22 protein-coding genes are annotated in these 25235 nt (G+C 73.9%); 14 read left to right on the top strand and 8 right to left on the bottom strand.

Annotation, left to right across the window (positions count from 1 at the left end):
• Nucleotides 1-43 precede the first annotated feature (43 nt).
• Nucleotides 44-1669, bottom strand: coding sequence for a hypothetical protein (locus tag ML5_RS19580; RefSeq protein ID WP_236619236.1), 1626 nt, complete (start codon nucleotides 1667-1669; stop codon nucleotides 44-46).
• Nucleotides 1670-1966: 297 nt separating this feature from the next.
• Here ML5_RS19580 and uvrB point away from each other — a divergent pair, with 297 nt between their 5' ends.
• The 4 genes from uvrB to ML5_RS19600 all read left to right on the top strand — a co-directional run bounded on the left by uvrB (nucleotide 1967) and on the right by ML5_RS19600 (nucleotide 6313).
• The gene (uvrB, locus tag ML5_RS19585; RefSeq protein WP_013287500.1) at nucleotides 1967-4072 is read left to right on the top strand and encodes an excinuclease ABC subunit UvrB; all 2106 of its coding nucleotides are present in this window, start codon (nucleotides 1967-1969) and stop codon (nucleotides 4070-4072) included.
• Nucleotides 4073-4097: 25 nt separating this feature from the next.
• Nucleotides 4098-4934 (top strand): helix-turn-helix domain-containing protein, encoded by an 837-nt coding sequence (locus ML5_RS19590; protein ID WP_013475856.1) that lies wholly within the window; start codon nucleotides 4098-4100, stop codon nucleotides 4932-4934.
• Between the two features lie 25 nt (nucleotides 4935-4959).
• Nucleotides 4960-5328 carry a VOC family protein gene (locus tag ML5_RS19595; RefSeq protein ID WP_013475857.1) on the top strand — a complete coding sequence of 123 codons (369 nt, stop codon included), beginning with the start codon at nucleotides 4960-4962 and terminating at the stop codon, nucleotides 5326-5328.
• A gap of 85 nt (nucleotides 5329-5413) precedes the next feature.
• Nucleotides 5414-6313: a DUF5753 domain-containing protein gene (locus ML5_RS19600; protein WP_013475858.1), complete on the top strand. Its 900-nt coding sequence runs from the start codon at nucleotides 5414-5416 to the stop codon at nucleotides 6311-6313.
• Nucleotides 6314-6421: 108 nt separating this feature from the next.
• On the opposite strand, the gene ML5_RS19605 is transcribed toward ML5_RS19600, so the two are convergent.
• The gene (locus ML5_RS19605) at nucleotides 6422-6715 is read right to left on the bottom strand and encodes an antibiotic biosynthesis monooxygenase (RefSeq protein WP_013475859.1); all 294 of its coding nucleotides are present in this window, start codon (nucleotides 6713-6715) and stop codon (nucleotides 6422-6424) included.
• A 390-nt stretch (nucleotides 6716-7105) separates the two neighbouring features.
• Between ML5_RS19605 and ML5_RS19610 the strand changes: the two genes are divergently transcribed.
• Nucleotides 7106-8104, top strand: a complete 999-nt coding sequence (locus ML5_RS19610; protein WP_013287495.1) for a TerC family protein — start codon at nucleotides 7106-7108, stop codon at nucleotides 8102-8104.
• A gap of 59 nt (nucleotides 8105-8163) precedes the next feature.
• Here ML5_RS19610 and ML5_RS19615 read toward each other — a convergent pair whose 3' ends face one another.
• Complete coding sequence (locus tag ML5_RS19615) at nucleotides 8164-9204, bottom strand: C40 family peptidase (protein ID WP_013475860.1); 1041 nt, start codon at nucleotides 9202-9204, stop codon at nucleotides 8164-8166.
• A gap of 57 nt (nucleotides 9205-9261) precedes the next feature.
• Nucleotides 9262-10359 (bottom strand): mandelate racemase/muconate lactonizing enzyme family protein, encoded by a 1098-nt coding sequence (locus ML5_RS19620; RefSeq protein ID WP_013287493.1) that lies wholly within the window; start codon nucleotides 10357-10359, stop codon nucleotides 9262-9264.
• Nucleotides 10360-10403: 44 nt separating this feature from the next.
• On the opposite strand from ML5_RS19620, the gene ML5_RS19625 reads away from it, so the two are divergent.
• Entirely contained in the window at nucleotides 10404-11201 is a 798-nt protein-coding gene (locus tag ML5_RS19625; RefSeq protein ID WP_013475861.1) for a tyrosine-protein phosphatase, read from the top strand.
• A gap of 5 nt (nucleotides 11202-11206) precedes the next feature.
• Here ML5_RS19625 and ML5_RS19630 read toward each other — a convergent pair whose 3' ends face one another.
• The gene (locus tag ML5_RS19630; protein ID WP_013475862.1) at nucleotides 11207-12073 is read right to left on the bottom strand and encodes a serine hydrolase; all 867 of its coding nucleotides are present in this window, start codon (nucleotides 12071-12073) and stop codon (nucleotides 11207-11209) included.
• Between the two features lie 73 nt (nucleotides 12074-12146).
• Here ML5_RS19630 and ML5_RS19635 point away from each other — a divergent pair, with 73 nt between their 5' ends.
• A complete protein-coding gene (locus ML5_RS19635; protein WP_013287490.1) occupies nucleotides 12147-12812 on the top strand; it encodes a class I SAM-dependent methyltransferase in 666 nt (221 codons plus the stop codon).
• Nucleotides 12813-12935: 123 nt separating this feature from the next.
• On the opposite strand, the gene typA is transcribed toward ML5_RS19635, so the two are convergent.
• Nucleotides 12936-14804, bottom strand: a complete 1869-nt coding sequence (gene typA / locus ML5_RS19640; RefSeq protein ID WP_013287489.1) for a translational GTPase TypA — start codon at nucleotides 14802-14804, stop codon at nucleotides 12936-12938.
• Nucleotides 14805-14935: 131 nt separating this feature from the next.
• Between typA and ML5_RS19645 the strand changes: the two genes are divergently transcribed.
• Together ML5_RS19645 and ML5_RS19650 are read left to right on the top strand one after the other, a co-directional pair.
• Complete coding sequence (locus ML5_RS19645; RefSeq protein WP_013287488.1) at nucleotides 14936-16408, top strand: DedA family protein; 1473 nt, start codon at nucleotides 14936-14938, stop codon at nucleotides 16406-16408.
• Between the two features lie 32 nt (nucleotides 16409-16440).
• Complete coding sequence (locus ML5_RS19650) at nucleotides 16441-17310, top strand: lytic transglycosylase domain-containing protein (protein WP_013287487.1); 870 nt, start codon at nucleotides 16441-16443, stop codon at nucleotides 17308-17310.
• 54 nt (nucleotides 17311-17364) lie between these two features.
• Here the strand turns inward: ML5_RS19650 and ML5_RS19655 are convergent, their stop codons facing one another.
• Nucleotides 17365-19491 carry an MMPL family transporter gene (locus tag ML5_RS19655; protein WP_013475863.1) on the bottom strand — a complete coding sequence of 709 codons (2127 nt, stop codon included), beginning with the start codon at nucleotides 19489-19491 and terminating at the stop codon, nucleotides 17365-17367.
• A 136-nt stretch (nucleotides 19492-19627) separates the two neighbouring features.
• Between ML5_RS19655 and ML5_RS19660 the strand changes: the two genes are divergently transcribed.
• The 5 genes from ML5_RS19660 to ML5_RS19680 all read left to right on the top strand — a co-directional run bounded on the left by ML5_RS19660 (nucleotide 19628) and on the right by ML5_RS19680 (nucleotide 24821).
• Nucleotides 19628-20146 carry a MarR family winged helix-turn-helix transcriptional regulator gene (locus tag ML5_RS19660; protein ID WP_030274141.1) on the top strand — a complete coding sequence of 173 codons (519 nt, stop codon included), beginning with the start codon at nucleotides 19628-19630 and terminating at the stop codon, nucleotides 20144-20146.
• 2 nt (nucleotides 20147-20148) lie between these two features.
• Nucleotides 20149-21798: a CocE/NonD family hydrolase gene (locus ML5_RS19665; RefSeq protein ID WP_013475865.1), complete on the top strand. Its 1650-nt coding sequence runs from the start codon at nucleotides 20149-20151 to the stop codon at nucleotides 21796-21798.
• A gap of 170 nt (nucleotides 21799-21968) precedes the next feature.
• On the top strand, nucleotides 21969-22877 hold the full coding sequence (locus tag ML5_RS19670) for a hypothetical protein (RefSeq protein ID WP_013287483.1): 909 nt from the start codon (nucleotides 21969-21971) through the stop codon (nucleotides 22875-22877).
• A gap of 97 nt (nucleotides 22878-22974) precedes the next feature.
• A complete protein-coding gene (locus tag ML5_RS19675; RefSeq protein WP_013475866.1) occupies nucleotides 22975-23550 on the top strand; it encodes a helix-turn-helix transcriptional regulator in 576 nt (191 codons plus the stop codon).
• Nucleotides 23547-24821: an MFS transporter gene (locus tag ML5_RS19680; RefSeq protein WP_013475867.1), complete on the top strand. Its 1275-nt coding sequence runs from the start codon at nucleotides 23547-23549 to the stop codon at nucleotides 24819-24821. The genes ML5_RS19675 and ML5_RS19680 overlap by 4 nt, the downstream gene beginning before the upstream one ends.
• A 49-nt stretch (nucleotides 24822-24870) precedes the next feature.
• Here ML5_RS19680 and ML5_RS19685 read toward each other — a convergent pair whose 3' ends face one another.
• On the bottom strand, nucleotides 24871-25074 hold the full coding sequence (locus ML5_RS19685; RefSeq protein WP_013287480.1) for a cold-shock protein: 204 nt from the start codon (nucleotides 25072-25074) through the stop codon (nucleotides 24871-24873).
• Nucleotides 25075-25235: the final 161 nt, after the last annotated feature.

Here is a 25235-nt window from a genome sequence, read left to right on the forward strand (position 1 = left end):
TCCCGGCGGCGCCGGTTCGGCGGACCGCGGAGGCCGCGCCGGTTCAGCGCGACGTCGAGGCCGACGATCCGCCGCTGCCCGCCGCACGACCCGGCGTGAGGTCCAGCCGGATCCACACGCCCGGCCCGGTCCGCAGCTCCATCCGGTGCGGCACACCGCCCCGGTCCAGCCACAGGCGTCTGCCGCCCGGCACCTCGAACACGTCGACCGTCCGGTCGCCCAGCCGGTCCTCCCGGACCCGGACGGTGTCACCGGCGGGCGCGCGCCGGGCCGCCCGCAGCGCCGCGTCGAACAGCCGGTCCAGGTCGTCGCCGGGCGGGCGCGCGGGGGCCGCGAGCAGCGCGGCCGGCACCGGTGCCGGGGGAGTGGCGGGCCCGTCGGGGGACCGCTGCACCTCGGCCACCCGTCCCGGCCGGACCCACCGGAGGGTACGCCTGCCGCTGCCCTCCTCGGTCACCGCGAGGTACGCCGACGGGCTCGTCCAGTCCACCGTGCCGGTGGCCCGCAGGTTCGCCGACGGGGCGAGCGGAGCGGCCACCGTCACCGCCGCGCCGCGCAGTGCCCGGAGCCGGGCGGGCAGCGCGGCCAGCCGGGCGACTTCGTCATCGGTGAGCGCCCGGGGCTGCCCGGGCCGGCCGCCGAGGGCGTCCACCGGATGCAGTGTGGGCCGGTCGGCGCGGGTCAGGTCGACGGTGACGGGTGTGCCGTCGGCCAGCCGGCCGGTGAGCCGGTGCAGCCGGGCGTCGGCGTCCACCCACAGCGTCGGCCGCGGGTCACCAGGCGGTGCGAGGGATGCCTGGAGCACGTCCACCGGGATGCCGCCGACCCGGTCGGCGCGTAGCCACCGGCCGTCCGCGGCGGGCCTGTCGACCCGGTCGGCGCCGAGCCCGATCAGCAGGTCGCGTACCGCGCCGAGGCTGTGCCCGCCGGCCGGGGACCGCATCCGCCACCGGTCCGCCGGCGGCACCAGCGGGGGCCGGGCCGGGGTGGGCAGCGCGCCGGGGTCGGGCCGCACCAGCAGCGCGGACGCGGTGGCCTGGACCAGGCCCCTGTCGTCGCCCGCGCCCGGGCCGCCGACGTCCAGATAGACCAGGGGGCGGGCCCAGTCGACCCAGCCGACCAGTTCGGTACGGGCGCCGCCGGCGCCGACCGTGACCCGGACGCCGGCGCGTACGTCGCGCAGGTTGGTGACCCGCAGCGCGGCCACCCGGTCGGCCTCGGCGGCGGTGAGCGGGCGTGCCGTCCCGGCGTCGTCGCCGCGGCCGGGCACCCAGGTCAGCAGCCCGGCGACGAGCGTCGCGGCGGAGAGCGCGGCGGCCGCTACGAGCGCGGCGAGCGCGATCCGGCGCCGGTCCGGACCGTCCGGCGGGTCGTCGGCGCCGTCCAGTTCCGGGTCGCCGTCCGGCCGGGTGGTGAGCGGGGGACGGCGGCCGTCGAACAGGCCGGCCCGTCGGCGCCGGCCGGCCACGGTGGCGGGCCGGGTCGGTGTGCTGGTGCGGCCGCGCCGGTGGCCGCGACCCGGTTCCCGGGGTACGGCCTGGTCGCCGTCGCCCCGCGCGGAGAGCCGATGGGGGCGGCTCACGCCGCGCTGGCGGCCCGGCTCGTCGGCGGGCGGGGGCGTGCCGGTGTCGGGCTCGCGTCGCGGCCGGCGCTCGGGAGAGGTCCCCACGAGTGGAGAACGCGAGAGCGGGGTTTCGGTGACGAGCAGGGGCGCTCGCGGCGGCCGGTCAGCGCTGCGCGCGACCACCGTCGGCGCGCACGCCGGTCGTCCCGGGTGCTGCGGCCCTGGCGCCGGGGGCGACCGGCCCCGCGTGGGGCGATCACCGGCCCGGTCGGCCGCCGCGAGCGGCCTACGGTACGAGGGTAGACCGGTGAGATGAGCCACACAATGGGAATATCGAAGCCGATCAGGGACGGTCCGTGGTCGTGGCCGGAAGTGTCGGACCCCGGGCGTACGGTTGGTGTCATGGCGCTCGACATTCCCCGGCTCGACGGCCGCTTCCAGGTCGTCAGTGAGTTCCAGCCGGCCGGTGACCAGCCGGCTGCCATCGACGAGCTTGAGCGTCGCGTGCGGCGCGGCGACCGCAACACGGTGCTGCTCGGCGCGACCGGCACGGGCAAGAGCGCCACCACGGCGTGGCTGGTCGAGCGGCTCCAGCGGCCGACCCTGGTGCTCGCCCCCAACAAGACCCTCGCCGCCCAGCTCGCGAAGGAGTTCGGCGAGCTGATGCCGCACAACGCGGTCGAATACTTCGTCTCCTACTACGACTACTACCAGCCCGAGGCCTACATCCCGCAGACCGACACCTACATCGAGAAGGACTCCTCGATCAACGAGGAGGTGGAGCGGCTGCGGCACTCGGCCACGATGTCGCTGCTCACCCGGCGGGACGTCATCGTGGTCGCCACCGTCTCGGCGATCTACGGCCTGGGCACGCCGGAGGAGTACCTCGACCGGGCCGTGCGGGTCAAGGTCGGGCAGGAGCTGGACCGTGACCAGCTGCTGCGCCGGCTGGTCGACATTCAATACGCGCGCAACGACATGGCCTTCCAGCGCGGCACCTTCCGGGTCCGCGGCGACACGCTGGAGATCATCCCGGCGTACGAGGAGCTGGCGGTCCGGATCGAGCTGTTCGGTGACGAGATCGAGAAGCTCTACTACCTCAACCCGCTGACCGGTGACGTGGTCCGTGAGGTCGACAGCCTGATGATCTTCCCGGCCACGCACTACGCCGCCGGTCCGGAGCGGATGGAACGGGCGATCCGCGACATCGAGGCCGAGCTGGGCGAGCGGCTGGCCGAGCTGGAACGGCAGGGCAAGCTGCTGGAGGCCCAGCGGCTGCGCATGCGCACCACCTACGACATCGAGATGATGCGCCAGGTGGGCTTCTGCTCCGGCATCGAGAACTACTCCATGCACATCGACGGCCGGCTGCCGGGCAGCCCGCCGCACTGCCTGCTCGACTACTTCCCCGACGACTTCCTCACGGTGGTCGACGAGTCGCACGTGACCATCCCGCAGATCGGCGGCATGTACGAGGGTGACGCCTCCCGCAAGCGGATGCTCATCGACCACGGCTTCCGGCTCCCCAGCGCCGCCGACAACCGGCCGCTGCGCTTCGACGAGTTCCTGGAGCGGGTGGGCCAGATGGTCTTCCTCTCCGCCACCCCCGGCCCGTGGGAGCTGGAGCAGGCGCAGGGCGAGTTCGTCGAGCAGGTGATCCGGCCCACCGGCCTGATCGACCCCGAGGTGGTGGTCAAGCCGACCAAGGGGCAGATCGACGACCTCATGCACGAGATCAAGCTGCGTACCGAGCGGGACGAGCGGGTGCTCGTCACCACGCTCACCAAGAAGATGGCCGAGGACCTCTCCGACTACCTGCTGGAGAACGGCATCCGGGTGCGCTACCTGCACTCCGAGGTCGACACCCTGCGCCGTGTCGAGCTGCTGCGCGAGCTGCGCAAGGGCGACTACGACGTGCTGGTCGGCATCAACCTGCTCCGGGAGGGTCTCGACCTGCCCGAGGTCTCGCTCGTGGCGATCCTCGACGCCGACAAGGAGGGCTTCCTGCGCAGCGGCCGGTCGCTGATCCAGACCATCGGTCGCGCGGCCCGTAACGTCTCCGGCCAGGTCCACATGTACGCCGACAAGATCACGCCGTCGATGGCGGACGCGATCGACGAGACCAACCGGCGCCGGGCCAAGCAGATCGCGCACAACGAGGCGAACGGCATCAAGCCGGAGCCGCTGCGCAAGAAGATCCACGACATCCTCGACGACATCTACCGCGAGGCGGAGGACACCGAGAACAGCAACGTCGGCGGGGCGGTGCGGCAGTTGTCGCGGGGCAAGGCGCCGGTCAAGGAGACCCGCAGCCGCCGGGGCGCGGCGGCCACCCCGTCGCGGGAGGGGATGGCCCGGGCCGACCTGGCCAACCTCATCCAGGAGCTCAACGACCAGATGCTCGCCGCCGCGCGCGAGCTGCAGTTCGAGCTGGCCGCGCGGATCCGCGACGAGGTGGCCGACCTCAAGAAGGAGCTGCGCGGGATGGACGCCGCAGGGGTCCGGTGACCGGCGTGACGGCCGAGGCGGCGCGATGCTGACCGAGGCCGTCATCGGGCGGCCCGACCCGCGGCTGCGCCAGTGGGTGGACCGCTACCTCGGCTACCGCGAGGACGCGCCCGTCCCGCTCGTACGCCGGGAGGTGGCGGGCGCGTTCGTGGTGCTGATCCTCGGCTGGGGCGACCCCCTCGACGTGACCGACCCGCGTGCCCCCGGTGAGGGCGCGTATGCCGCCAACGCCTTCCTGGCCGGCCCGTTCGACGGCTGGTGCGCCACCCGGACGGCCGGAACCGGCACCGGGGTGCAGGTGCTGCTCACCGCCCCGGCGGCACGCCGCCTGCTCGGGCTGCCCCTGGCCGAGCTGACCAACCGGGCGGTGCCTCTCGACGCGGTGGCGGGCTGGCTGGCCCGGCTGCGCGACGAGCTGGCCGGCGAGCCGGGCTGGCCGGAGCGCTTCGCCCGGCTCGACGCCGCCCTGGCCGCACGGCTGGCGGCGACCGCGCCGCTGGACCCGCACCTGCTGGCGGCCTGGCGGCGTCTGGACGGCAGCGGGGGAGCGGTCGGCGTGACCACGCTCGCCGGGGAACTGGGCTGGTCCCGCCGTCACCTGTCGGTCCGGTTCCGGCGGGAGTTCGGCCTGCCGCCGAAGACCGTCGCCCGCCTGCTGCGCTTCGAGCGGGCGTACGCGAGCCTGGGCCGGACGCTGCTCACCGCGGAGGCCGCCGTGCCGGACGACTCCGGGTGGGCGGAGCGGGCCGCCCGGTGGGGCTACTACGACCAGTCGCACCTGATCCGGGAGTTCCGCGAGTTCGCCGGCGCCACTCCGGCCGCGCTGACCGCGCCCGGATCGCATTCGTCCAATCCGGCCTGACCGCCCCGGCGGCAGACTGACGGTCATGCGAAGCATCTATCCGGTCCTGCGGTATCCCGACGTGCGAGCCGCCGCCGACTTCCTCTGTTCCGCGTTCGGCTTCACGGTGCGCGAGGCCCACGAACTCCCCGACGGCACGATCGGCCACGCCGAGCTGGCGTACGGCGACGACCTGGTGATGCTCGGCCCGGGGCCGGCGCCGCGGTCCCGGCCCGCCGACGACGACTACCGCGTCTACGTGGCGCTCGACGACGTCGACGCGCACCACGAGCGCGCCCGGTCGGCCGGGGCGGAGATCGTCCGGGCGCCGTTCCACACCGACTACGGCTCCCGCGACTACGCGGCCCGCGACCTGGCCGGGCTGGTCTGGTCGTTCGGCACGTACCGCCCCTGAGCGCGCCGCCCGCACGGTAGCGCTGTGTGGGCGAGGTATTGCCGAGCGTGACGGTGATGCGTACGCTCCCTCCCGGGAGGCGTGCATGCCGTTGTCAGCAAGTCCTGTGGTCCGGAGGGCGAGGCTCGGCGTGGAGCTGCGCCGGCTGCGTCGTCGCGAGTCGCTCACGCTCGAACAGGTCTGCGCCCGGCTGGGCTGGGCGTCCACGTCGAAGCTGTCCCGCATCGAGCTGGGGCAGAGCCGGCCCGACCTGGCCGACGTGCTCGACCTGCTCGACGTCTACGAGGTGCCGTCACCGCAGCGCGACGAGCTGATCGTCATCGCCCGCGACGCCGCCACCGGCCGGGGCTGGTCGAAGGCGCTCGGCGAGATGGGGGAGCGCCAGCGGGCGTACGCCGAGCTGGAGGCGGGCGCGGAGCGCATCGTGGAGTACCAGTGCGTGCTGGTGCCCGGCCTGCTCCAGACCCCGGCGTACGCCCGCCTGCGCGTGTCGGCCGGTGCGGCACTCGGCGGGGAGGTGGACGTGGAGGCCGACGTGCGCGCCCGGGTGGCACGCCAGGAACTGCTGATCCGGCCGGACCCGCCGCACTACACCGCACTGTTGGACGAGCGTGTCTGCGACCCGGACGGCCTGCCCGCGGACGTGTGGCGCGACCAGATGCGGCATCTGCTCGCGCTCGCCGAACGGCCACGCGTCACCGTCCGGGTGCTGCGTTCCGCGGCGTCGAGCGGCGGCGGGCCGCACCCGCTGGCGCCGTTCTCGTACTACGCCTACCCGGATCCGGAGGACCCGCGCACGGTGCTGGTGGAGACGCTCACCACCGACCTACGGCTGGTCGCCGAGGCGGATGTGGCCCACTACGAGCGGGTCATCGAGCGGCTGCTGGCGGCGGCGCTGCCGGCGGACGCCTCCGCCGAGCTGGTGGCCCGGCGGCTCGGCGCGGCGCCGGTGCCCCGGCCGCGCGATCCGCACGAGCTGGAGTGAGCCGCACGGCCCGCCGCCGGCGAGGCGCGACCACCGGGCCCGGCGCCCCCGATGCCCGTCGGGACCGGTGGCCGCGCAGCGCGCAGGCTACGGCAGGGGTACGACAGTTCAGGCCGGAACGTCGATGAAGTGCTCGACCAGCGGCGGGCCGGCGAAGTGCGGGCCGATCAGCCCGCGCCACTGCGCGAACCGCTCGGTCTGGCGGAAGTTCACGTCGTGCGCCTCGACCGAGTCCCACTCGACGAGCAGCACGAACCGGGTGGGCGACTCCACGCCCCGGGTCATCCGCACGGAGCGGCAGCCTTCGGCGCCGGCGAGGATCGGCCGCGCCTGCGCGTAGGCGGCGGCGAACTCGTCCTCGTGTCCGGGCATGACATCGATCAGCGCGACCTCAAGAACCATGCAGGCAGCCTGCCATGCCGGCCCGCCGCCGGTACGTCCCGGGTGACGTCCCGGCGCGCCGCCCACGAGGGATGGCTAGCCTCCTAGGACGCGCCGCGCGACGTGAGCCGCAGCACGTCGAGAGATCGACGGGCGGCCCGGAGATGCGCCACCTGGGTGCGATGGTGAACAATGGCGGCCGAGGAGGGGAGTATTCCCCCGCGACGGAGTCGTCAGCACGGAAGAGCGCCGGCACCCCCGGTGGCCCGACCCGGCTCCGCCGGTCGGAACCCGGCACCCGGGCTCCGGCGGAAGAGACCTCCGACAGTCACCCCTGTCAGCGTCGACGCACCCCGGCACCAACACCGGCGTACGGTGTGCCCGACGCAGCGTGTCTGCCGGAGGATGGATTTGAACGTGTCCGCATTGGTGTGGGCGGTAACGCTGATCGCGATGATCGCGGTCCTGCTCGCCGACCTGTTCATCATCGGCCGGCGGCCGCACGAGCCGAGCGTCCGCGAGTCCAGCCTGTGGGTGGGCTTCTACGTCGGCCTGGCGCTGCTCTTCGGCGTGGTGCTCTGGCTGACCGCGGGGGGCCGCGTCGCAGGCGAGTTCTACACGGGCTGGCTCACCGAGTACAGCCTCTCGGTGGACAACCTCTTCGTCTTCGTGATCATCATGGCCCGGTTCGGGGTGCCCCGGCAGTACCAGCAGAAGGTGCTGCTCGTCGGCATCATCCTGGCGCTGATCATGCGTGGTGGTTTCATCGCGGCCGGCGCGGCGCTGATCTCCCAGTTCTCCTGGGTGTTCTACATCTTCGGCGCGTTCCTCATCTACACCGCGGTGAACCTGGCCCGGCAGGGCGAGCCGGACGAGGACGAGTTCAGCGAGAACCTGCTGATCCGGTGGAGCCGCAAGGCGCTCCCGCTGTCCCGGGACTACGACGGGGCGCGGATGACCACCCACGAGCACGGGCGGCGCCTGTTCACCCCGATGCTGATCGTGATGATCGCGATCGGCACCACCGACCTGATCTTCGCGCTGGACTCGATCCCGGCGATCTTCGGCATCACCCAGGAGCCGTACCTGGTCTTCACCGCCAACGTGTTCGCGCTGATGGGACTGCGGCAGCTCTACTTCCTGCTCGGCGGCCTGCTGGACCGGCTCATCTACCTCAGCTACGGCCTGGCGGTGGTGCTCGGCTTCATCGGCGTGAAGCTGGTGCTGGAGGCGCTGGCCGAGAACAACCTGCCGTTCATCAACGGCGGCGAGCACGTGGCGTGGGCCCCGCACATCCCGATCTGGCTCTCGCTCACTGTCATCCTCGGCACCCTGGCCGTGGCCACCGCTGCCAGCCTGGCGAAGTCGTCCCGGGACCGGCGCCGGGAACTGGCCCAGGCCCGCCGCTGACCCACCCGTACCGTAGGGGCGCTCCCATCCCCGGGGGGCGCCCCGCGGCGTGTCAGGGGTCAGACGCGGTAGGCGCCGACGAGGGTGGCGGTCCGGTCGGCCGGCAGTTCCTCCTCGACCACCCGGCGGGTCAGATAGCAGGCGTGCAGCATCCGGCGCCGGCCGCCGCGCGGCTCGGCCGACACGATCCCGACGTGGTGGATGCGCCGGCCGGGCCGGGCGAAGAAGTAGAGGTCGCCGGGGCGTTCGGCGTCCAGCGGCACCCGCGAGGTCGCCGCCGCCTGGTCGTCGGCGTCGCGCGGCAGCGTGATCCCGTACCGCCGCCAGGCCAGGTGCACCAGCCCGGAGCAGTCGATGCCGTCGGTGGACATGCCGCCCCAGACGTAGACCAGGTCGCGCAGCCGTTCGGCGACCGCGAGCACCTTCTCGGCCTCGGGACGCTCGGCGGGCAGCGGCACCAGGTCGTCCTCCGTGGCCCAGAGCGGGTCGGCCCGCCCGGGTACGCGGACCGGGCGTCTGCCGTCCACCGGCGGGCCGGCCGGGGTGAGCCGGGTGCCGAGGACCACGCCGGTGAGCGCCGCGTCGCCGTCCGGCTCGGCGCGCAACGCGGTGTGGGCGACGTCGACAGTCAGCGGGGCGTCGGCGGCCGAGCCGGAACCGGCCGGACCAGAACCGGCCGGACCAGCACCGACCGGTGCCGGTGCGGGCGAAGCGGGTCCGGACAGAGCGGGGCCGGCCGGGTCGAGGTCGGTCGGATCAGGGGAGGGCGGGTCGGCGTCGGCCGGATCGGCCAGGTGGGCGGCCCGCAGCCACCCCGGGTAGCCGTCGGCGCCGAGCTTCGCCGCGGGCTGGCCCAGCGCCACCACCCGCACCCAGCCGTCCGGCCGGGTCTCGGTGACGCGCACCGGCTCGCCGAGCAGCAGCTGGGTCAGGACGCAGTCGCCGACGAGCTGGTCGCGGTCCATGCCCGCGATCCAGGCGGCCACGTCGGGGGAGCCGGCGAGGGCGGGGCAGTCGATCGGACGTACCGCCTCGGGCGCGGTCCAGAGGGTCGCCACCGGTACCCGTACGACGGCCCGGCGGCCGGGCTGAGGCGCCACGCGTACCCCTCTCTGCGGTGGTCGTCGGGGCGACCATATGAAAAATTCTGACGTTGCTCAAGCATGTGTCTGAATTTTAGCTTCACGCAGTCCGGTGACTCCCAGGCCCGGCGCGTCCGGCAGCAGCACGCTCGCGCCCTCGTACCGGATGCCGCCGCTGACCGGCGACCAGGCCAGCCACCAGGCGGCGTCGAGGTCCGACACGGCAGTGGTGCCGTAGGCGGCGACCAGGCTGGCCGCGGCGCCGACCCCCACCGGGCCCTCCATCATCGAGCCGACGATGGTGCCCATGCCGTGCGCGGCGGCCAGGTCGAGCAGCGTGCGGGCCGGTTGCAGGCCGCCGCACTTGGCCAGCTTCACGTTGACCATGTCGGCGGCCCGCCGCCGGATCACCTCGACCAGGTCGCGCACGTCGAAGACCGACTCGTCGGCCAGGATCGGCAGGTCCACCCGGTCGCTGACCCAGGCCAGCCCGTCCAGGTCGCGGCGGTGCACCGGCTGCTCGACCAGCTCCACGTCGAGCCCCGCGTCCTCGATCGCGCGGATCACCCGCACCGCCTCCCGGGGCGTCCAGCCCTGGTTGGCGTCCAGCCGGATCCGTACGTCCGGGCCGACCGCGGCGCGCACCGCGCGGACCCGGTCCAGGTCGCCGCGGGCGTCCGTGCCGACCTTGAGCTTGAGCACCGTGAACCCCTCGGCGCCGCGCCGCGCCGCCGTCGCGGCCAGGTCGACCGCGTCACCGGCGGCCAGCGTGACGTCGGTCGGCACGCGCAGCGCCGTGCCACCGAGCAGACGCACCAGGGGTACGCCGAGCCGCCGCGCGGCCAGGTCGTGCAGCGCCACGTCGAGCGCCGCCTTCGCCGACTCGTTGCCCACCACGGCGCGGTGCACCAGGGCACAGGCGGCCTGGAGGTCGTCGGCGTCGCGGCCGATCAGCAGCGGCGCGAGCAGTTCGCGTACGCACGCCTCGGCGCCCGCCACCGACGCGCCGGTGACCTGCCAGACCTGCGGCGCCTCCCCGAAGCCGGACCGGCCGTCGCCGTCGACCACCTCCACGACCAGGGTGTCCACGGTGGTGGTGCGGCGCAGCGCGGTGACGAACGGGGTGTGTAAGGGGGCCGACAGACGGTGGGTGCGTACCGCGGCGATCGTCATGTGGGGCACCCTATAGCCAACTGGCGGCGAGCAGGGGAGGGCCGATGGCCGGGCGGGAATGGGAGCTGGTGGGCGCGCCGAACGCGCGTGACCTGGGTGGACTGCCGACGACCGACGGGCGGCGGGTACGGGCGGGGCGGCTCATCCGCACGCCCGCGCTGGGCCGGCTCACCGACGAGGACCTGCCGGTGCTGGGCAAGCTGGGACCGGCGTGCGTGGTGGACCTGCGTGACGTCCACGAGCAGGCGGTGGCCCCGCCGGACCGGCTGGTCGGGGAGCCCCGCACCGTGCACCTGCCGGTCTACGACGCGGCGCACCCGGTGTTCACGTACGTCTCGGCGGTGTTGCAGGGCCACGACCTGGACGCGTACGCGGCGCTGGCCCGCGAGGGCATGCCGGGGGCGATGACGGCGATCTACCGCTGGTTCGTCACCGGGGAGTCGGCGCGGGCCGGGTTCGGTGCGGCGGTGCGGCTGGCCGCCGAAGGCGCGAACCTGCCGCTGCTGTTCCACTGCTCGGCCGGCAAGGACCGCACCGGCTGGCTGTCGGTGGTGCTGCTGACCGCGCTGGGCGTGGAGGATGAGGCGATCCGCGCCGACTACCTGGTGCACAACGAGCTGACCGAGAGCCTGCGCGAGGTGCTGCTGTCAGCGATGATCCAGCGCCGGCCGGACCTGGACCCGGCGGTGGCCCGGCCGCTGCTGGAGGTGCGCCCGGAATACCTGGACGCCGCCTACGACGAGGTGCGCCGCGCGCACGGCTCGTTCGACGCGTACCTGCGGGACGGTCTGGGGGTGACCGACGCGGACCGCGCCGCGCTGCGCGAGCGGCTGCTGGAGTAGCCGGGTCAGCCGGCCAGGTCGTGCCGGGCGGCCCAGACCCGCTCGGAGACGTGCGCGATCAGCCGGCACGCGTCGTCGGAGACCTCGTCGCCGTCCGCGCCGCCGTCGGCCAGGTCGGTGGTGGTGCAGACGACGATCGTGTACGGCGGCGCGTCGTCCGGGAACACCACTCCCGCGCCGTGGCGTACGCCGCGTACCCAGCCGTTCTTGTGCGCGATCCGGGTGCCGTCGGGCAGCCCGGCGGCCAGGTCCTCGCGGTGTTCCTGCGCGACGAGCACGTCGAGCATGGCGGCGCAGCCGGCCGGCGAGGCGAGCCGGCCGGGCCGGGTCGCGCCGAGCGCCAGCTCACCGAGCACGGCGGCCAGGTCGGCGGCGGTGACCAGGTTGTCGATGCCGGAGTCGCGGGCGGCGAAGTCCTCGATGCCGCGACCGGTGACGCTGTGCCGCGCCCCGGCGAGCGCCCACGCCTGCGCCACCGCGGGCAGCCCCACCTGGCCGATGCAGATGTTCGTGGCGAGGTTGCTGGACCGGATGATCATCCGTTCGGCGAGCCAGCGCAGCGGCGCCGCGCCGCCGACGCGGTCCCAGACCGCCTCGTCGTTGTCGTAGTCGCGGTCGTTGGCGAACCGGGGCACGCCCGGCAGCGCGGAGTCGAACGAGTTGCGCACCGGCACCGGCGCGTCCAGGTCGAGCCGGCCGGCCTCGGCGGCGCGGAACAGCGCCACCAGCACGGCGAGCTTCATCGTGCTCGCCGCGTAGTGGGTGGCGTCGGCCCGCCGCGTCCACGTGGGCCGCGCGCCGGGGCGGCCCACGTACGCGGAGACGGTGCCGGGCACCCGGTCCAGGTGCGCGTCGAGGTCCTCCCAGATCATGTGCGCACCGTAGCCGATCTTCGGGGCGTACGCGGGGCAGCGGCGACCACGGGGGCGGGGCTAGCGTGCGGAGATGACGACCCCGCTGTACGACGACATCGCCGACTGGTACGAGGAGTACGCCAGCGAGACCTCGTCGGTCTACATGGACCGGGTCCGGTCGGTGCTGGCCGACCTGCTCGGTGACGGCCCGGGCCGGTGCGTGGACCTGTGCTGCGGCACCGGGGCGCACGCGGCCGAGCTGCGGCGTCTCGGGTGGACACCGGTGGGAGTGGACCTGTCCGGCGGGCAGCTACGCCACGCCCGCGCCCGGCTGCCGGTGGCCCGCGCCGACGCGACCGCGTTGCCGCTCGCCACCGGCGCCGTACCGGCGGTGGTCTGCGTGCTCGCGCACACCGACATGCCGGACTATCCGGCGGCGGTCGCCGAGGCGGCGCGGGTGCTGGCGCCCGGCGGCCGGCTGCTGCACGTCGGGGTGCACCCGTGCTTCGTGGGCGCGTTCGCCGACCGGTCCGAGCCGGAGCGGATCGTGATCGACGGCGGGTACGCCTCGCGGGACCGCACGGTCCGCTCGTGGAACGCGACCGGCGTCCGGGCGCGGGTGGGCGCGTGGCACCTGCCCCTGGCCGGCCTGCTGGACGCCGTGGCGGCCGCCGGCCTGCGGCTGACCCGGGTGGTCGAGTCCGGCTCCGGCCCGATCCCCGACGTCCTGGCCCTGGAGGCCACCAAACCCCACTGACCCCACCCCCCCGCCGCACCGCCGCCTCGCGCCCACCCCGTCGATGGGGACGGTGGGGACGGGGGGGGAGCCCGGTCCGCCTAGGGCGGGCCGGGCTCCGGGTGGGGCTGGTGAGCTGGTGGGTCAGCCGGCGTGCTTGCGGCGGGCGGCCATCCGGCCGCGCTGGGTCTGGTCCAGCACCACCTTGCGGATGCGCACCGCGGCCGGGGTGACCTCGACGCACTCGTCCTCGCGGCAGAACTCCAGCGCCTGCTCCAGGGACAGCTTGCGCGGCGGGATCAGCTTCTCGGTCTCGTCGGCCGTCGACGAGCGCATGTTGGTGAGCTTCTTCTCCTTGGTGATGTTGACGTCCATGTCGTCGGAGCGGGAGTTCTCGCCGACGATCATGCCCTCGTACACCTCGGTGCCCGGCTCGACGAAGAGCTGGCCGCGCTCCTGGAGGTTGGTCATCGCGAACGCGGTGACCGCCCCGGCCCGGTCGGCGACCAGCGACCCGTTGTTGCGGGTGCGCAGCTCGCCGAACCACGGCTCGTACGACTCGAAGACGTGGTGCAGGATGCCGGTGCCGCGGGTCTCGGTGAGGAACTCGGTCCGGAAGCCGATCAGGCCGCGCGCCGGGACCAGCCACTCCATCCGGATCCAGCCGGTGCCGTGGTTGACCAGCTGCTCCATCCGGCCCTTGCGGGTGGCCAGGAGCTGGGTGATCGCACCCAGGTACTCCTCCGGGGAGTCGATGGTCAGCCGCTCGACCGGCTCGCAGGTCTTGCCGTCGATCTCCTTGGTGACGACCTGCGGCTTGCCGACGGTCAGCTCGAAGGACTCGCGGCGCATCTGCTCGACCAGGATCGCCAGGGCCAGCTCGCCGCGGCCCTGCACCTCCCAGGCGTCCGGCCGCTCGGTGGGCAGCACCCGCAGCGACACGTTGCCGATCAGCTCCTTGTCGAGCCGGTCCTTGACCATCCGGGCGGTGACCTTGGCGCCCTTGACCCGGCCGACGAGCGGCGAGGTGTTGGTGCCGATGGTCATCGAGATGGCCGGCTCGTCCACGGTGATCAGCGGCAGCGGCACCGGGTTCTCGGCGTCGGCGAGCGTCTCACCGATCATGATCTCCGGGATGCCGGCGACGGCGATGATGTCGCCCGGCCCGGCGGACTCGGCCGGCTTGCGCTCCAGGCCCTCGGTCATCAGCAGCTCGGAGATGCGTACCCGCTGGGTGCTGCCGTCGGTGCGGCACCAGGCCACGGTCTGGCCCTTGCTGATCGTGCCCTGGCGGACCCGGCACAGCGCGAGCCGGCCCAGGAACGGCGAGGCGTCGAGGTTGGTGACGTGCGCCTGCAGCGGCGCGCCCTCGTCGTACGCGGGCGCGGGGATGGTGTCCAGCAGGGTGCGGAACAGCGGCTCCAGGCTGCTGCTGTCGTCCGGGACCGCGCCGTCGGCGGGCTGGGTCAGCGAGGCGATGCCGTCGCGGGCGCAGGCGTAGACGATCGGGAAGTCGATCTGCTCCTCGTCGGCGTCCAGGTCGAGGAACAGCTCGTAGGTGTCGTCCACGACCTCCTTGATCCGGGCGTCCGGACGGTCCACCTTGTTGATCACCAGGATGATCGGCAGCCGGGCGCGCAGCGCCTTGCGGAGCACGAACCGGGTCTGCGGGAGCGGACCCTCGCTGGCGTCGACGAGCAGCACGACACCGTCGACCATGGTCAGGCCGCGCTCGACCTCGCCGCCGAAGTCGGCGTGACCGGGGGTGTCGATGATGTTGATGGTGACGGCCTCCGAGCCGTCCGCCGGCAGGTACCGCACGCCGGTGTTCTTGGCGAGGATGGTGATGCCCTTCTCGCGCTCGAGGTCCATCGAGTCCATGACCCGCTCGGTGGTCTCACCACGGGCGCCGTAGGCGCCGGCCTGCCGCAACATGGCGTCGACCAGGGTCGTCTTGCCGTGGTCGACGTGGGCGATGATGGCGACGTTGCGGAGGTCGGTGCGTAGCTGCATACCCTCCATACTCCTGTCTGCGGTTGCCGGGGCACGCCTCGGGGTCACCCCGAGACAACCCGGATCTGCGTCGAAAGTGCTGTGCCGACCGTTCCAGCGACTGGCATGCTGACACCCGTGCGGGGTGTCCGATGCCTGACCTGCTGAGCTGGCTGCAGGAGCTGCCGCCCCTGCTGATCTACGTGGCCGCCGCGGCGATCGTCGCGGCGGAGACCGCGGTGATCGTCGGGCTGCTGATGCCCGGCGAGGCGACCCTGCTTCTGGTCGGCTTCCTAGCGTACGCGGGGACGCTGCGCCTCGCGCCCGTGCTGGTGGCCATGACCGCCGCCGCCGTGATCGGAGACACACTCGCGTGGCGGGCGGGCCGCCGGTACGGCCCCCGTCTGCGCGCCTCGGGCGTGGGTGCCCGGATCGGCGCGCACCGGTGGCGGCGCGCCGACTCGCTGCTGGAGCGCCTCGGCGGCCGGGGCGTCCTCGCGGCCCGCTGGATCGCGTTCGCCCGCACCCTGGCGCCCCGGCTGGCCGGGTCGGCCGGGATGCCGTACCGGCGGTTCGCGCCGTGGAACCTCGCCGGGGTCGCGAGCTGGGTCGGCGCCTCGGTGCTGGCCGGCTACCTGGCCGGTGAGTCGTACGAGCGGGTGTCGAAGCTGCTCGGCCGGGCCACCGGCGCGGTGCTGGCCCTGCTGCTGTGCCTGCTCGCCGTGGTCCTCGCTGGCCGCTGGCTGGGGCGCAACCCGGACCCGGTACGCGCGCTCACGGCGCGGGCCGCCGCGTTGCCGCCGCTGCGCTGGGTGCGGGCCCGGTACGGGGTGCTGTTCTTCCTGGTCGCCATGCGGGTCGGCCCGGCGTGGACGCTGCTGATCAACCTGGCGCTGGGGCTGGCGCTGCTGTTCGTCGCCGGGCTGGCCGTGGCGGTCCTGCTGGAGGCGGTGGTCGCGCACAGCGGGCTGGGTGTCCTCGACGGGCTGGTCGCCGACTGGTTCGCCGCCCGGCGTACCCCCGGGGTGGTCGACACGGCGCTGCTGGCGGTGTCGGTACTGCGCGGCTGGGTGCTGATCGCCGCGGTCGCCCTGGTCGCCGCGGTGGTGGCGCGGCGGGGCCGGTCGTGGCGGGCCGACCCGCTCGGGGTGCTGGGTACTGTCGGCGCCGCCGTGCCGCTGGTCCTGCTCGTCGTCGTCGCGGACCTGACCGGCCCGGGTGGCCCGGACCGCCCCGGTGACCTGTTCCCGACCCAGAACGCGGTGGTGACCGCGAGCTTCGGCACGCTCGCCTGGCTGCTGTCGCGGGGGGCCCGCTGGCCGGTGGGCGCGGCGGTGTGGACGGCCGCGTCGGCGGGGGTGGTCACTGTCACCGGCGCGCGGCTCTACCTGGGCTTCAGTACGGCGAGCGGCACCGTCACGGCGGTGCTGCTGGGCCTCGCGTGGACGACCGTCTTCGTGGTGGCGTGGGCGACCCGGGACCGGCTGGCCGACCGGGACGAGCGACCGGCCGGCGCGGACCGCGGCGAACGGCCGGCCGACGCGGTGGCGGGGGAGTCGCCGCCCCGGCCCCGGCGCCGCCGGTCCGCGTCGCGGGTACCCCCCGGACCCGTCGATCCTTGCTAGGGTGCGCCGACGGGGGACTACGGGGAGGTCCGATGCGGCGAGGACTCGGCCGGTGGGCCGTGACAGTGGTGGCGCTGCTCGCGGCGGCCACGCTGACGGCGTGCGGCGAGGAGGAACGGCCGGTCCGGGAGGTCGCTGCGGACCTGCCCACGGCGGCCCCGGCGGAGCAACCGCAGGAGGCGCCCGCCGACGCGCCGAGCGAGGAGCCGCCGGCGGTCGCGGCGATGGGCGGCCGGCCCAGCCCGAGCGCGTCGGCGAAACCGAAGCCGCGGGCGAAGCCGTCGCGCACGACCACGGCGCCGCTGGCCCGGCCGAAGCCGCCGACCGAGACCCAGGTGCCACCGGCGCCGCCGAAGCCGGTGGACGACGGCTGCAAGCCGAGCTATCGGGGCACCAAGGCCAGCCAGAGTCAGGTGAAGGCGGCGCTCGCCGACGCGGCGGCGCGGACGTACTGGCCGACGTCGGCGCCGGACATCCGCATCCCGTCGGCGCTGCTGAAGGCCACCGCCTGGCAGGAGAGCGGGTGGCAGTCCAACATCATCGCCTGTGACGGCGGGGTCGGGCTGATGCAGGTCATGCCGGCCACGGCGGAGTGGATGAACCAGCGCTTCGGCCAGTCGTACGACATCGACGCCTACCGGGACAACGCCTATCTGGGCGGCACCTACCTGGCCTGGCTGACCAAGTACATCGGCGACATGTACTTCGAGTCCGACTACCGGCTCGACGCCTCGCTGTGCACCGCCGAGCTGAACTCCTGCCTGCTCAACGCCGTGATCGCGGCCTACAACTACGGGCACGGCGCGGTCGCGCGGGAGGATCAGCCGCTGACCATCCCCAACCCGCAGTACGTGCGCAACGTGCGGGCGCTGATGACCGAGTGCGAGTGCCTGAGCTTCTGAGCGACCGGACGAACGGGCGGGGGCCGGCGTACGCGCCGGCCCCCGCCCGTGTCGTCAGTCCCGTGCGGTGACCGGCTCGGCCGGCGTCGCGGCGGGCGCGTCGGCGTCCCGGGTGATCCGCCCGGGCCACCAGAACCGGTCGCCGAGCAGGAACGCCAGCGCCGGCACCAGGACGGTACGGACCAGCAGCGTGTCCAGCAGCACGCCGATGCAGACGATGATGCCGATCTGGGTGAGCGTGATCAGCGGCAGCACGCCGAGCACCGCGAACACCGCGGCCAGCAGGATGCCGGCGCTGGTGATCACGCCGCCGGTGACCCGCAGCGCCGACAGCATGCCGTCGCGGGTGCCGGTGCGGCGCGCGTCCTCCCGGGCCCGGGTGACCAGGAAGATGTTGTAGTCGACGCCGAGCGCCACCAGGAACACGAACGCGAGCAGCAGTACCCCGCTGTCCAGCGCCGGGAAGTCCAGCACGTGGTCGAAGAGCAACCAGGCCGCGCCGAGGCTGGCGAAGAACGAGCCGATGACTGTGAGCACCAGCAGCAGCGGCGCCAGGAGCCCGCGCAGCAGCAGCACCAGCACCGCGCCGACCAGCAGCAGGATGAGCGGCAGGATCAGCTGGAGGTCCTTGGTGTTGGCCTCGTTCGAGTCGTAGGTGGCGGCGACCGAGCCACCGACCAGGGCACCGTCGGGGGCGTCCGCGCCCTCCACGGCGGGCGGTGCCGAGTCCGGTACGGCGGACACGGCGTCGCGCAGCGCCACCACGGCCCGGTCGGAGGCGGCGCTGCCCGGCTCGGCGGTGAGCACCACGTCGATCTGGGCGACCCGGTCCCCGGCGGCGCCGGGCCGCGCCGAGGCGACCTCGTCGACGCCGCTCGCCGCGGCGAGGACCGCCTGGGCGGCCTGCGGGGTGGTGAGCACCGCGACCGGCTGGGTGCTGCCGGCCGGGAACGCCCGGGCGAGCGTCTCGGCTCCGGCGACCGCCTCGGGCTTCTCGCTGAACTGCTCGGTCTCGGACAGCCCGGTGCGGATGCCCAGGCCGCCGAGGGCGAGGCCGGCGAGCAGCAGGACTGCGAGCGCGGCGACCGGCAGCGGCCGGCGGACCACCAGCTCGCCGAGGCGGCCCCAGATCCGGCCCTCGCGGGCGGCGCTGCCGACGCGGGGGACGAACGGCCAGAACAGGCCCCGGCCGAACAGCAGCAGCGCGGCGGGGAGCACGAACAGGGCGGAGAGCATGGCGAGGATCACACCGGTGGCGCAGGCCAGGGCGAGCGCCCGGTTGGTCTCCTGCTCGGACAGCAGCAGCGTGAGCACGCCGAGGACGACGGTGCTGCCGCTGGCCAGGATCGGCTCGGCGGTGCGGCGCAGCGCCGACCGCATGGCGGCGAACCGGTCCTCCTCGCGGCGCAGTTCCTCCCGGTAGCGGGCGATGAGCAGCAGCGCGTAGTTGGTGGCGGCGCCGAACACCAGCACGCTGGCGATGCCCGTCACCTGCCCGCTGGGCAGGTAGATGCCGAAGGCGGGGACGAGGGACTCCACCACGCGCAGCGTGATCTGCTCGGTGGCGCCCACCACCAGCAGCGGCACCAGCCACAGGAACGGGCTGCGGTAGGTGACGAGCAGCAGCACCGCCACCACGGCGGCGGTGACCAGCAGCAGGGTGGTGTCCGCGCCCTGGAACACCTTGCCCAGGTCGGCGGTGAACGCGGGCCCGCCGGTGACCTCGACGGTCAGCTCGCCGGGCAGGTCACCGACGGCCTCGCGGAGCTTCTCCACCTCGTCGACCACCGCCGACGGGCCGCCCTCGGTGGACAGCGGCACCGCGACCAGCGCCACAGTGCCGTCCGGGGAGACCTGGGCGGGGGAGACCCGCCCGCTGGCGGCGAGCGAGCTCAACTCGCCGCCGAGGCCGTCGAGCACGCTGCGGTCGGCCCCGCTCAACGGGGCCCGGTCGGCGCGGCTGACCACCACCAGGGCGGTCTGGGCGTCCTTGGAGGGCAACTGCTCCTGGAGCCGCTCGACCTGCGTCGACTGCCACTCCACGGACAGGCCGGTGTCGGAGACGGGCGCCGGATTGTCCGGCTTCGGTAGCCCGAAGGCGACCACGCCGACGACGAGTGCGGCGGCCAGCGTGAGCCAGGCGGCCAGCCGGCCCCGGACGACGCGGGTGAACAGAGACATCTGATGCCCTCACATATTGGTCGCGGGGGATTCTCTCTTAACGAGTATCTTGATGAGCGAGATTATCCGCGGTGGTTCTATGCTGCAACCGGAACTGTTCGACAGGGGGTGGCGGCAAGCGGTGGCGGCGCACAGGATGTACCGGCGACGTGACGACCCACGCGGGCGCATGGTGGCCGACATCACCAACGACCTGCGTCGTTACTCGGTCGACGCGCAGCACATCGGGCACGCGTTCGCCGGGCTGCACGGGCTCAACGCCACCGACCTGTACGCCCTGATCGCGGTCATGGAGGCCGAGCTGGTGGGCGACCCGATCACCCCCGGCCGGCTCGGCGAGGCGCTCAACCTCTCCTCCGGCTCGGTGACCGCGCTGGTCGACCGGCTGGAACGCGGCGGCCACATCCGGCGCGACCGGGACACCGCCGACCGTCGCAAGATCCTCCTGCACTACGCCGACCGCGGCGCGACGCTGGCGCAGAGCTTCTTCGGGCCGCTGGGTCGCCGTACCGACGAGGTGATGGACCGCTTCAGTGACGACGAGCTGGCCGTGGTGCACCGGTTCATGGCCGAGATGGTGCACTCCATGCGTACCCACCGGGACGAGATCCGCGCGGCTCCCCGTCGCGGCGACGCCTCCGGCCCGGCCGACTGATCATGCGGCTGGTCACCCGGGCCGCCACCGCGGCGCTGCGACTGCCCGCCGCCCGCACCGGGCGGGTCGCCGTCACCCGGGACATCCCGGTCCGAGTACGCGACGGGGTGACGCTGCGCACCGACCACTACGCGCCCGGTCTGCCCGCCGCGCCGTGCGTGCTGATCCGCACCCCGTACGGGCGGGGCGGGCCGATCCGGCTGCTGGGTCGCCTGATCGCCGAGCGGGGTTTCCACGTGGTGATCCAGTCGTGCCGCGGCACGTTCGGCTCCGGCGGCGAGTTCGCACCGCTCGTGCACGAGCGCGACGACGGCCTGGACACGCTGGACTGGCTGCGCCGCCAGCGGTGGTGGACCGGCGCGTTCGGCATGTTCGGCGCCAGCTACCAGGGCTTCGTGCAGTGGGCGCTCGCCGCCGAGGCGGGCGACGAACTGCGCGCGATGGTCGCCGTGGTGACCGCGTCGGCCACCCGCGACTCCACGTACGCGGGGGAGTCGTTCGCGCTGGACACGGTGCTCACCTGGGCCGAGCTGCTCCAGGCGCAGACGGTGCCCTGGCTGGCCCGGCAGTGGGAGCTCAAGCGCGGCCAGCCCCGGCTCGCCCGCGCCCTGGCGCACCTGCCGCTGGCCGAGGCGGACCGGGTCGCCACCGGCGTGACGGTGCCGTTCTTCCAGGAGTGGCTGCGTCACCACACGCCTGACGCCGACTACTGGCGTACCCGGGTCTTCGGCGACCGGATCACCGAGGTCCGGGCCCCGGTGGCGATGGTCAGCGGCTGGCAGGACATCTTCCTGCCGGCCCAGCTCGACGACTACGCCCGTCTGCGGGCCGCCGGGACGCGGACCCGCCTGGTCGTCGGGCCGTGGACGCACGGCAGCCCGGGGCTGCTCCTGGCGTCGCTGCGGGAGGGCCTGGACTGGCTCGACACCCACCTGGCCGGGCGACCCGGGCCGGAACGCGCGCCGGTACGGGTGCACGTCGGCGGCGACGGCGGCGGCTGGCGCGACCTGCCGGACTGGCCGCCACCGGCCACACCCGCGCGATGGCACCTGCGATCCGCCGGCGGGCTGGCCCCGGAACCGCAGGAGCACGGCGCACCGGACCGGATCTGGTACGACCCGGCCGACCCCACCCCGTCGCTCGGTGGCCCGCTGCTGGTGGCCCAGCGGGCCGGCGCGGTGGACAACCGGCCGGTCGAGGCGCGCCCGGACGTGCTCACCTACACCAGCGAGGCGCTGCGCGACCCGGTCGAGGTGGCCGGGCCGGTACGCGCCGAGATCCACCTGCGCAGCGAACTGTCGTACCTGGACGTGTTCGTGCGTCTGTGCGACGTGGACCGGCGCGGGCGCTCCTGGAACGTCTGCGACGGCCTGGTCCGCGTCGAGCCCGGGCGGTTCCCGCGCGATCCGTCCGGAGTGGTCACCGTGCCGGTGACGCTCTGGCCGACGGCGTACCGCTTCGCGTCCGGGCACCGGCTGCGGGTGCAGGTCTCCGGTGGCGCCCACCCCCGCTACGCGCGCAACCCCGGCACCGGTGAGCCGCTCGGCACCGCTGTGACCCTCCGTGCTGGCTGGCGGGAGATCCTCCACGATCGTGAGCATCCCTCGGCGTTGGTGCTGCCGCTCGTGCCGACACCGTCCACAGCGGGCTGATAGTTCAAAAAAGCGCCCCTGAGCTGGGCACTTCTGCCTAACCGTGGTTAAGCTCGGAGCAAGTGCCCGGTGCCGTGCAGTTATCCGGCGGGGCGCGTCCGCGGATCGCATGTCATCACGCGGTGTGATTGTCGTGCCCTCGCCGGTCATCGATCGGAAGGGGAGCTGCCATGACGTCGGCCCCGGCGAACCTGCTGGCCGTCCGGAACCTGTTACTCACCTATCTCAACGTCGACAAGAACGCCGTACGCGCCGACGACCTGGAACCGGCGGAGGTCGGCATCGTCGGCGACGTGAACCACCGTGGCGGCTACCACTGCGGCTCCGACCGGGTCGTCACGAACGACTACTCGGTGGTGGAGTCCAGCCGGGACCGGTCCGGGCTCACGTTGTACGCGTCAGCGCTGGACGTCGGCACGTTCTCGGTCCGCTCCGGCGGCGGCACGCACAACCTGCGGACCTTCTCCGCCTGGATGGTGGCGCAGTGCGCCGCGAACGCGGCCGACACCCGGGACATCCGGGAGATCATCTACTCCCCGGACGGGCGGACGGTGCGCCGCTGGGACCGGCTGGGACGGCGGACCGGCGGCGACAGCAGCCACCTGTTCCACACCCACTTCAGCTTCTTCCGCGACTCCACAAAGGCGGGGCGGGACCAGACCCCGCTGTTCCGCCGCTACCTCACCGCGATCGGGATGATCGCCGTCGTGAAACCGGAGGACGACATGGAACAGACCGACAAGCTCATCGGGAACACCGGCTCGAAGAGCCGTACGGTCGGCGACGTCCTGGCCGACCTGCAGAACCTGCGCAACTGGCTCATCTCGCCGGCGAACACCACCGGGCTGGTCAACCCGCCCATGGCGAACTCGCCGTTGCAGCAGATGCTGGCGATGCTGCGCGCCTGGCCGGCACTCGTGGCGCAGGTGAACGAATTGTCCGGCAAGGACTTCACCGACGAGCAGCAGATCGTCTCCGGGGTGCTGGCCGGGCTGCCGCCGGAGAAGATCGCCGAGGCCATCCCGCCGCAGATCGCCCGGGACGTGGCCGACGAACTGTCCCGCCGGCTGACCGCCTGACCGTCCGGCGCCGCGACCGTCGTGTCGCGGCGCCCCGGTCCGGCTCATTCGGCAAGAGATATTGCGCAACAACTCTTGCGAATGTCAGACTCGCCGGATGGAACAGCCCACCGTCCGGCAGGTCACCGACTCGCGGGTGCTCGCCGCGCTCGCCCACCCACTGCGCCGCCGGCTCATGGACGTGCTCAAGGTGTACGGCCCGTGCACAGTCGGCATGCTCGCCGAGCACACCGGCCAGGCGCCGGCGAACGTGAGCCACCACCTCAAGGTGCTCGCCGCCGCGGACCTGCTGGTCGAGGCGCCCGAGCTGGCCCGCGACCGCCGGGAACGCTGGTGGCGGCTGCGCGACCGGGGGGTGCGCTGGTCCAACAGCGACTTCGACGACGACCCGGCGGCCCGGGTGGTGGCCGACGCGGCCAGCTCACTCAACCTGGAGCGGCACGCCGAGCTGGTCCGCGCCTGGCAGGCGGCGCCCGACGAGGCGCACGCCGCGTGGGGCGAAGGGCCGTTCAGCACCGACAAGTGGCTGCACCTGACCCCGGACGAGCTGGCCGAACTCAGCCGCGAGGTGATCGAGCTGCTGGCCCGGTGGGCCGACCGGACGGTGCCCGACGACGGGAAGCGCCGCGAACCGGTCTTCGTGTTCGCCCACGGCGTCCCGGGCCGGCCGTGACCGCCACCGCGCGGACGTCCGGCCCGGTCGACGCGCCGCCCGGCGGTTTGTTCCGGCACCGCGACTTCCGGCTGCTCTGGACCGCCCACACGGTCAGCGCCGTGGGCAACAACATGACCGTCGTGGCGCTGCCGCTGGTCGCGGTCGCGGTGCTCGACGCGACCACGTTCCAGGTGGCGGTGCTCACCGCGGCGGCGTGGCTGCCGTGGCTGCTCGCCGGGCTGCCGGTCGGCGCGTGGGTCGACCGCGTCCGCCGCCGGCCCGTGATGATCGCCGCCGACCTGGTCGCCGCCGCGCTGTTCGCGAGCGTGCCGGTGGCCGCCCTGCTCGGCCTGCTCACCGTCGGCCACCTGCTGGTCGTGGCGCTGGGCGCCGGACTGGCCCGGGTCTTCTTCGAGACCGCCGACCAGGTCCACCTGCCCACGCTGCTGCGTCCCGGGCAGGTGCCCGAGGCCAACGCCCGCCTGCACGCCACCCAGACCGCGAGCTACCTGGTCGGGCCCGGGCTGGCCGGGCTGGTCGCCCAGCTCGTCGGCGCGGTGGCCGCGGTGGCGCTGGACGCGCTGAGCTTCCTGCTCTCCGCGCTGTGCCTGCGCCGCATCCGCGCGGCCGAACCCCGGCCGCACCGTCCCGCCGGGACGACGTCGCTGCGCCGCGAGGTCGCCGCCGGGCTGCGGTTCGTCGTCCGCGACCCGTACCTGCGGGTGCTGACGGTCTTCGGGGCGGCCAGCAACATCGGGCTCACCGGCTACCAGGCCGTGCTCGTGGTGTTCCTGGTCCGCTCGGCCGAGCTGCCCGCCGGGCTGGTCGGCCTCCTGATCGGACTCGCCAGCCTCGGCGGCGTGATCGGCGCCGCGCTGGCCGCGCGCCTGTCCCGGCGGCTCGGCAGCGCCCGGACGCTGCTGGTCGCCGGTGCCCTCACCGGCCCGCCCGCGCTGCTGATCCCGCTCGCCGGGCCCGGCGCGCGCACCGGCTGGCTGGTGCTCGGCGGGATCCTGGTGAGCCTCGGCGTCGCCGTCGGCAACGTGGTCAAGGGCAGCTTCCGGCAGACGTACACGCCGCACCGGCTGCTCGGCCGCGTCACGGTGAGCATGCACTTGCTCAACTACGGGACGATTCCGCTGGCCGCACTGCTCGCCGGGGCGCTGGGCGCGGCGTGGGGGCCGGGCGGCGCGATCCGGGTGATGACCGCCTGGCTGGCGCTGACCCCGCTGATCCTGCTGGCCGGGCCACTACGGAAACGGCGCGACCTGCCGGCCGCGCCGTTTTGAGGATGCACTGCGGCGGCGGTCGGAGCCCGACCGCCGCCACCGGCACGCGTTACATCGGACGAACGTTGTCCGCCTGCGGGCCCTTCTGCCCCTGGGTCACCTCGAACTCGACCTTCTGGCCCTCGTTCAGCTCGCGGTAGCCACTGCTCTGGATGGCCGAGTAGTGGACGAACACGTCCGGGCCTCCGCCGTCCTGCTCGATGAAGCCGAAGCCCTTTTCCGAGTTGAACCACTTGACCGTGCCGGTTGCCATGCGTCTCTCCCTGTTCAATGCGAGCGAGCACCGGCTCCGCGGCCGGTGATCGCCCTGTACCACCCTGACAGTAACCGTCCGGACCGGAATCCGCTGCCGGAAGCGCGCGGCGCGCCCGTGAATACGTGCGCGACCGGAAAAAGACCCCGCCGTCGGGCCGG

The organism is Micromonospora sp. L5 (assembly GCF_000177655.2).
GTDB lineage: Bacteria > Actinomycetota > Actinomycetes > Mycobacteriales > Micromonosporaceae > Micromonospora > Micromonospora aurantiaca.